1 protein-coding gene and 2 pseudogenes are annotated in these 2010 nt (G+C 52.3%); all 3 read right to left on the bottom strand.

The genetic code is table 11. The features are described from left to right. Nucleotides 1-365: pseudogene (locus tag BMY73_RS27700) on the bottom strand (hypothetical protein); the annotation flags it as partial. Nucleotides 366-371: 6 nt separating this feature from the next. Beyond that, nucleotides 372-1343 (bottom strand): tetratricopeptide repeat protein, encoded by a 972-nt coding sequence (locus BMY73_RS27705; protein ID WP_092411110.1) that lies wholly within the window; start codon nt 1341-1343, stop codon nt 372-374. Next, nucleotides 1336-2010, bottom strand: a pseudogene (locus tag BMY73_RS28405) (hypothetical protein); the annotation flags it as partial. The pseudogene BMY73_RS28405 and the gene BMY73_RS27705, both read right to left, overlap by 8 nt.

Genomic DNA, 2010 nt, shown 5'->3' on the forward strand with positions numbered 1-2010 from the left:
CCCGAGTAACCTGCGCCGACCGCCGCCACCAGTTCCACTTCCAGTCTGGCCAGTGGACGCCAGGCGGAGAAGGGCGCGCGGTTGGGGATGGGCGCGGGCGGCAGGACGCTGGCGGGCGGGCACCAGGAGAGTTCACCTGCGACCTTGCAACCGGCCTGGGCGCCGACGAACAGGTCAAACTTGCCGAGCTCTCCGGAACCCTTGGCGATGTCGAGGCCGACGATGCTGGTGAATCCGCTGGCCTGATCAAGTGTCAGGCTTCTGGAAAGCATCAGGCTGGCGCCAGCAAAACCCCAGGCCTTGGCGCTGAGGTTGAGAGAGAGCTTGCCGAGGTCCAGGGTGCCGAGGCTGCTGTTGTAGCGCACCTGCTCTTAGTAGCCGTAGACAGGAGGATAGTAGGACAGGGGTGGATGGGTTTTTTCCCATTCCTTTGAAAATGCAATGCCTTGCTGGATTTCGTCCGGAGTCATTTTGGCGGCTATTTTAGGGAGAGACCTTCGTGCGTCTTCGGGAACAGCACCTCCACCTGTCAGTTGAGATATCAAATAAGTGATTCCATAGGCCTCAACCAAATTTAGGGGGTAGTCAAGTCCATCTGGCAAATGAGCAATATATAGCGCGTAAGCCGCCAGGGCTTCAAGGTGCCCAGTTTCAGCTGTCTTTTTTAACCAATACGCAATTTCTTTTTTGGGCCGCTTATTGTCATACAGAAAATTTGCGTAAAACTCCATTGCTGGGGCGTAACCTGCCTCAGCTGAAGCCCTGGCATAGCGCTCGACCGCTTTGTCGCGAGTGCCGGGGATGATGAACCAACCGCCACCGTCTTTATAAACTATGGCTAGAAAATGCTGTGCGTCGCTGTTACCGCGTTCAGCGGATCGCTCTAGCCATCTCAAACCTTCCCCCATCGTATAAAGCACGATCATGGCTTCCGTATCGGCATTATTAGCCCGCTCATAAGCAGTTTTTAATGCTTTTTTTCTCCACTGTTCGGCAGATTTTCCTTCACAGGTACCGATGACTCCGCATAAGTCATCACTGTCCCCTAGACGCAACATAGCGTAAAGGTCACCTTGTTCCGCGGCAGCTTCGTACCACTTTTTTGCTTCCGCAGTGGTATAACGCTTACTCAGCCGAATAGCTTCCGCAAGATAATATTGTGCCGTTCGATCCCCCGCCTTCGCGGCAATCTCTAGCAACGGTTGTGAATCGTACCAATCGCTTTGTTTGTAGAGCACAATCCCTTTGTCCCTTGCTTGCTGTTCTTCAGAGGTCAGTTGAGCAAACGCACTGCCTGAAAAAAGCGTCAACAGTAAAAGGCTGGTAAATATCGGCTTAATCAATGTCGGGTCCCTTGTACTCTGTTTTGAACTGGCGTGTCGAGGGGACCAGTGATCCCCTGTACAGCATCCGGTGCTCGCAAAAGTGGTTTAACCGTTTACCCAATTTGGAAGCGTTTTCTCTATATCGATCTCGAGTTTCTTCGCTTCCCGGGAAAAGTGCCTTAACCCTTTCGTCCATGAATAAATCAAGGTGTAGCCTGTTCCTACAGTACTGATAACCGGCTTGCTCTGGGCGCATGCCATCGCGATTCATGCAGATAAGTGCTTCTTCAAACTGCTGTGCAGCATCGGGTTTTTTAGATATCCAACCGATGCACCGTTCTATAGCCCGTTGCTGTAAAAAATGCGCGTCGTCCTGTTGGAAACTTTTTTTATCGTTCCCTTCTTGAACACTAAACGCCTTTGGAGGACTACTCAACGCCAACAACAATGGCCCAAATGCCTGAGGTTGCAAGTTAACGACCCAGTCGTTCATGACGTGGTAGTTTTTGTCATCCATCAAGGCATAAGCAATCAATCCCCCACGCCCACCGTCATTCAATGCGTCATAAACGGCCTTGACCATCGAGTACCCGCGTATGTAGGCAAATGCCACATCGATACCGGTCGCGCCTAGAAAGCTTAGGTCCCGCAGGTAGGCCAGCGCCTCGCCGTCGACCCATTCCAG

The organism is Pseudomonas sp. NFACC02 (genome assembly GCF_900110765.1).
GTDB lineage: Bacteria > Pseudomonadota > Gammaproteobacteria > Pseudomonadales > Pseudomonadaceae > Aquipseudomonas.